This is a genomic window from Micrococcus sp. LASM2_SD2, assembly GCF_057364565.1.
Window position 1 is genome coordinate 1 of record NZ_JBNFOB010000159.1, and the last position, 5,578, is coordinate 5,578.

5 protein-coding genes are annotated in these 5,578 nt (G+C 72.0%); 2 read left to right on the plus strand and 3 right to left on the minus strand.

Annotation, left to right across the window (positions count from 1 at the left end):
- Window positions 1-743 (plus strand): LysR family substrate-binding domain-containing protein (locus tag AC2W7A_RS08765; protein ID WP_485991025.1); only part of this gene is annotated, 743 nt, incomplete at its 5' end.
- A 238-nt stretch (window positions 744-981) separates the two neighbouring features.
- Window positions 982-2,193, plus strand: coding sequence for an acyl-CoA dehydrogenase family protein (locus AC2W7A_RS08770; RefSeq protein WP_485991029.1), 1,212 nt, complete (start codon window positions 982-984; stop codon window positions 2,191-2,193).
- A 148-nt stretch (window positions 2,194-2,341) separates the two neighbouring features.
- On the opposite strand, the gene rlmN is transcribed toward AC2W7A_RS08770, so the two are convergent.
- From rlmN to AC2W7A_RS08785, 3 genes are all read right to left on the minus strand, one after another.
- Window positions 2,342-3,610 carry a dual-specificity RNA methyltransferase RlmN gene (gene rlmN / locus AC2W7A_RS08775; protein WP_485991026.1) on the minus strand — a complete coding sequence of 423 codons (1,269 nt, stop codon included), beginning with the start codon at window positions 3,608-3,610 and terminating at the stop codon, window positions 2,342-2,344.
- A 104-nt stretch (window positions 3,611-3,714) separates the two neighbouring features.
- Complete coding sequence (locus tag AC2W7A_RS08780) at window positions 3,715-5,073, minus strand: MFS transporter (RefSeq protein WP_485991027.1); 1,359 nt, start codon at window positions 5,071-5,073, stop codon at window positions 3,715-3,717.
- A gap of 33 nt (window positions 5,074-5,106) precedes the next feature.
- Window positions 5,107-5,325, minus strand: a complete 219-nt coding sequence (locus AC2W7A_RS08785; RefSeq protein WP_485991028.1) for a hypothetical protein — start codon at window positions 5,323-5,325, stop codon at window positions 5,107-5,109.
- Window positions 5,326-5,578 lie beyond the last annotated feature (253 nt).

Below are 5,578 nucleotides of genomic sequence, written 5' to 3' on the forward strand. Positions count from 1 at the left end.
CCCCGCCGCCCCGGCGCCTGGCGGACGCGGCCGCGGACGTGGACCGCGTCAGTGGCCGATGTGACCGCCGACGCACGGGCCGCATCCGCCTCGGCTTCGCCAGCACCTCGAACCACCGGCACGTCGGCCGCCTGGCCCGCAAGGTGAAGGCCGACCACCCGGGCCTCGCCCTCGAGCTGCACTCCGCACAGTTCTCCCACCAGGGCTTCTCCCGCGTGATGGACGGCCACCTGGACCTGGCGATCGGCCGCTGGGACCACCTGCCGCCGGAGCTGGACTCGGTGCTGCTGCGCCGCGAGGAGGTGCTCGCCGCTCTGCCCGTGGACCACCGCCTCGCCCACCGGGAGGAGGTCGCGTTCGCCGAGCTCGCGGACGAGGACTGGATCGTGCTGCCCACCGGCGTCAGCGCCGCCCTGCACCATCGCTTCACGTCCCTGTCCCTCTCGGCCGGCGTGATCCCGCGGGTGATCGAGACGGCCCCGGACTCCTGGACCATGCTCGTACTCGTGGCCGCCGGCAACGGCGTCGGCTTCAGCATGGAGACCGTCCGGGACAACGCCCACCACGAGTCCGGCGTCCGCTTCGTCCGCCTCTCCGGCCCGGCCGACCCCATGGACATGCGCATGATCTGGCGCCGGGACCATGACTCCGCCGCGCTCCGTTCCGTGGTGGACGCCTCGGTGGCGGTCTTCCAGCACGACGACGGCTCCCCCGCCTCCGCCTCGCCCGTCACCGACGGCTGAGCCTCACCCGATTCAGACCAGAACGGTCATACCGACTCTTGATAGAGACATGAGGTGACGTCAGGGGCGGGGCCGCACCCCACCGCAGGCGACAGAGCAGGGTGAGGGCGCCGTCGTCGTGGTTCCGTCCCTGTCAGCGCCGGAACGGCGCGCCTAGAGTGAACGGGAGAGAACCCGCGCGGCATCGGAGCCGCAGCACCTGCCAGGAGGAACCGTGCCCAAGCACCCCACCGACCTGATGGACATCGAGTCGCAGCTGTCCGCCGAGGAGATCGCGGTCCGGGACCGCGTCGCGGACTTCGTGGACCGTCGCGTCCGCCCGAACATCGCCACGTGGTTCGACGAGGCCACGCTGCCGCTGGAGATCGTGCCGGAGATGGCCGAGCTCGGCCTGTTCGGCATGCACCTTCAGGGCTACGGCTGCGCCGGCCGCACCGCCACCGAATACGGCCTGGCCATGCAGGAGATGGAGGCCGGCGACTCCGGCCTGCGCACCGTGGTGTCCGTGCAGGGCTCCCTCGCGATGTCCGCGATCCACAAGCACGGCTCCGAAGAACAGAAGAAGACCTGGCTGCCGCAGATGGCCGCCGGCGACGCCCTCGGCTTCTTCGGCCTCACCGAGCCGACCGCCGGCTCCGACCCGGCCTCCATGACCACCCGCGCCCGCCTCGAGGGCGAGGAGTGGGTCCTGGACGGCGCCAAGCGCTGGATCGGCCTGGCCTCCGTGGCCACGCTCGGCGTGATCTGGGCGAAGGTCTCGGACGAGGACGCCGCGAAGGCCGACTCCGCCGGCGGCCTCGGCCTGGAGCTGCGCGAGGGCAAGGGCGGCGAGCAGGTCCGCGGGTTCATCGTGCCGACGGACACCGAAGGCTTCACCGCCACCCCCATCACCCGGAAGATGTCCATGCGCGCCTCCCTGCAGTGCGACATCACCCTGGAGGGCGCCCGCCTCCCGCTGGACGCGATCATGCCGAAGCACCCGGGCCTGCGCGGCCCGTTCATGTGCCTGTCCGAGGCCCGCTACGGCATCGCCTGGGGTGCCATGGGCGCCGCCCGCGACTCCATCGAGGCCGCGCTGGACTACTCCAAGGAGCGGCTGCAGTTCGGCAAGCCGCTCTCCGGCTACCAGCTGACCCAGAAGAAGCTCGCGGACATGACCCTGCAGCTCGCCACCGGCCAGCTGCTCGCCCTGCGCCTCGGCCGCGCCAAGGACGAGGGCACCCTCACCCCCGCGATGATCTCCGTGGCGAAGCTGAACAACTGCCGCACCGCGATCGAGATCTGCCGCGAGGCGAGGACCATCCTGGGCGGCAACGGCATCACCGGCGACTACTCGCCGCTGCGCCACGCCAACAACCTCGAGTCCGTGCGCACCTACGAGGGCACGGACGAGGTCCACACCCTGATCGTGGGCCAGGCGCTCACCGGTGAGGCGGCGTTCCGCGGCTGACGCGGGGGCTGCGGAGGGTGCGGGGGCTGCGGCGCCGGAGCCCGGTGCTGCGGCCTCGGCGCCGTGCGTGATGAGGGCGAAGGTTCCCGTCATTCGTGAGGAATGACGGGAACCTTCGCCCTCACTCTCGTCTAGACGGGGGGTGGAGTCAGTCGGCGACCTTCTCGGCGGCGGCCTCGTCGTCACCGTCGGCGGCGAGCTGGCCGCAGGCGCCGTCGATCTCCTTACCGCGGGTGTCCCGGAGGGTGCAGGGGATGCCGGCATCCTCGAGACGCTGCACGAACTCCCGCATCACCGCCGGCTCCGAGGAGGTCCAGATGGAGCCCGGGGTCGGGTTCAGCGGGATGGGGTTCACGTGCACCCAGCCCTTGCCGCGTGCGTTGAGCTTCTTCGCCAGAAGGTCGGCACGCCACGGGTGGTCGTTCATGTCCTTGATGAGCGCGTACTCGATGGACACGCGGCGGCCGGTGGCCTGGAAGTACTCGTAGGCGGCGTCGATCGCCTCGTCCGCCTTCCACCGGGAGTTCACGGGGATGAGCTCGTCGCGCAGCTCGTCGTCCGGGGCGTGCAGGGACAGGGCGAAGGTCACCGGGACCTTCTCCTGTGCCAGCTTCCGGATGGCCGGGACGAGGCCCACGGTGGAGACGGTGATGTGGCGGGCGGACATGCCCAGGCCCTCCGGGGCCGGGTCCACCATGCGGTGCACGGCGGCCATGAGGCGCTTGTAGTTCGCCAACGGCTCGCCCATGCCCATGAACACGATGTTGGTGACGCGCTCGGCGTTGTGGCCCGTCTTCCGCCTGCCGCCCAGCTCGCCGGCGGCGATCACCTGGTTGGCGCGGACCACCTGCTCCACGATCTCCGCGGCGGACATGTTGCGGGTCAGGCCGTTCTGGCCGGTGGCGCAGAAGGGGCAGTTCATGCCGCAGCCGCACTGCGAGGACACGCAGAGGGTCACGCGGCCCGGGTAGCGCATGAGCACGGACTCCACGAGCGCGCCGTCGAACAGGCGCCAGAGGAACTTGATGGTGGCGCCGTCGTCGGTCTTCAGGCGGCGGACCTCGGTGAGCAGCGGCGGGAAGAACGCCTCGGCGATCTCGGCGCGCTTGTCCTTGGGCAGATCGGTCATCTGCTCCGGGTCCGTGGTGTGGTGCTCGAAGTAGTGCACGGAGAGCTGCTTGGCGCGGAACGCCGGCAGGCCGATCTCCTTGGCCTTGGCCTGACGCTCCTCCAGGGTCATGTCCGCCAGGTGCTGCGGAGGCTGCTTCACGCGCGGCTGCTTGAACTGCAGCAGCGGACGACCGGCGGAGTCGGCGGCCTGGGTCCAGCCCTCGGCCTGGGGACGCACCTGGGGTCGCTCGGCGGGGGCAGCGGTGCGGGTGCGGGGGTTCGGGCGGCGGGGGCTCTTGTCACTCATCCCGGCCATTGTCCCACCTCGACGTGCGGGAGGTCAGGTGCCTGCGGTCACGGAGGCGGTCTGGGCGAACTCGACGGTTTCCCGAACGAAAACGCCAGGGGCGTTCACTCGCGCACGTGCACGACCCGGTCCCGCCCCGCCAGGAACCCGAACACCGCGGCCAGCGTCCCCGTGCACGCGAACAGCACCGCCGCCGGCACATAGGACCCGGTCACGGCGAACAGCTGGCCCACCAGGAACGTCCCCGAGGAGCCGAGCGTGTACCCCACGCCCTGCATCATCCCGGACAGCCGCGACGCCATCGTAGCCGTCGCCGTCCGCAGCCCGATCATCGTCAGCGCCACCGCGGTGAGCGCCCCCTGCCCCACGCCGAGCATCGCGGCCCACACGCCCATCGCGCCCATCGGCCCGACGATCACCAGCGCAAATCCCGCCCCCGTCAGCGCCGCCGCGGCCACCGCCAGCCAGGACTGCCGCCGCATCCGCGCCGCGATGATCGGCGCGATCAGCGACCCGGCCACCTGCAGCATGATCGACGCCGCCACCACCGTCCCGGCCGCGCCCGCGTCCATCCCGCGGTGCCGCAGGATCGGCGCCATCCACGCGAACACCGCGAACGAGCTCATCGCCTGCGCCGCCATCATCAGCGTCAGCCACCAGGCGGTCCGGGACCGCAGCGGACTCGGCTCCGCCTCCGGGTGGGGCACGACGACGGCACCCGCCTCCGCCGGTCCGTCCGCCGTGGCGGGACGGTCGGCCCGGTCGGACGCATCCGGCGAGGAGGTGAGGGGCGTGGCGGAGGGACGGGTCCGTCGTCGGGAAACGGAGGATGGACGGTGGACGCGGCCCACCAGGCCGCGCATGGACCACAGGGCCGGGGCGATCACGAGCAGGACGAGCACGGCGAACAGCGCCCACGCACCGAGGGCCAGGCGGACGTCTCCGAGGGCGCCGAGCAGCGGCTGCGTGAAGGCGGCGCCCAGGGCGGCGGAGGCGCAGATGGTCATGGTGTAGATGCCGCTCATCAGCCCGATGCTGGAGGGGAAGTCCATCTTCACCACGACCGGCAGGACCACGTTGCCCACCGAGATGCCCAGGGCCGCGGCGAGGGTGCCGACCCAGAGGGGCCAGAGGGCGTCGCCGGCGGGCAGGGAGCGGATGCCGAGACCGAGGGCGATGAGTCCGAGGCCGACGGTGAGTGCGGACCAGGTGCCCCAGCGTCGGGCGAGCAGCGGGACGAAGGGGGCGGCCAGACCCACCACCGTGACCGGCAGGGCGGAGATCAGGGCGACGGCGCCGGACCCCATGCCGGTCAGTGCGGTCCACTCGGTGAGGACCGCGGCGAAGGAGGAGAAGACCGTGCGCAGGTTCAGGGCGACCAGCACCACGCACACGATCAGGTAGACCGTGAAGGCGGTGGAGCGGCGGCTGGCCCAGAGGGCGTCGGGGATCCTGACGTTCACGCGGTCCAGGGTAGACGCCGGGCGGGAGCGAGGTCAGTCCACGTCCGAACGGCGGGCCGCCTCCCGCTCCGCCCGGCGCCGTGCCTGGCGGTGCGCCGGGGCGTTGCCGACGATCAGGCCCGGACGCTGACGCATGTCCCTGCGCTCGATGATGCGCTCCATGGGGCTGCGCAGGACGGCACGGATGATGAAGGGCATCGCGATCAGCGCGAGGACCATGACGCCGACGACGATCCATTCCGTGGTGCTCATGGGCGCCATCCTTCCATCCCGGGCCGCGCGGGGCCGTCCGGTTCGCACACCACAGCGTTTTCGCTCGCGAAACGGGAAGGGCTGCGCGGGGCGGTCCGGTCGGTCCCGCGGCTCAGTCCCGCAGCGTGTGCAGGATCCAGCGGGCGACGCTCCCCTGCACCGCCGCCGGCAGTCGCCGGTACACGGGGACGACGGCTGCCCAGACCCGAGCCTCCCGGCGCCGAGGCCCGGCCGTCCCAGGCCCAGCCCCGCA

Excerpts from the sequence above, each read along its gene's own strand:
- AC2W7A_RS08770 (WP_485991029.1), top strand. The coding sequence starts at position 982 with ATGGACATCGAGTCGCAGCTGTCCGCCGAGGAGATCGCGGTCCGGGAC.
- AC2W7A_RS08785 (WP_485991028.1), bottom strand. The coding sequence starts at position 5,325 with ATGAGCACCACGGAATGGATCGTCGTCGGCGTCATGGTCCTCGCGCTG.
- rlmN (WP_485991026.1), bottom strand. The coding sequence starts at position 3,610 with ATGAGTGACAAGAGCCCCCGCCGCCCGAACCCCCGCACCCGCACCGCT.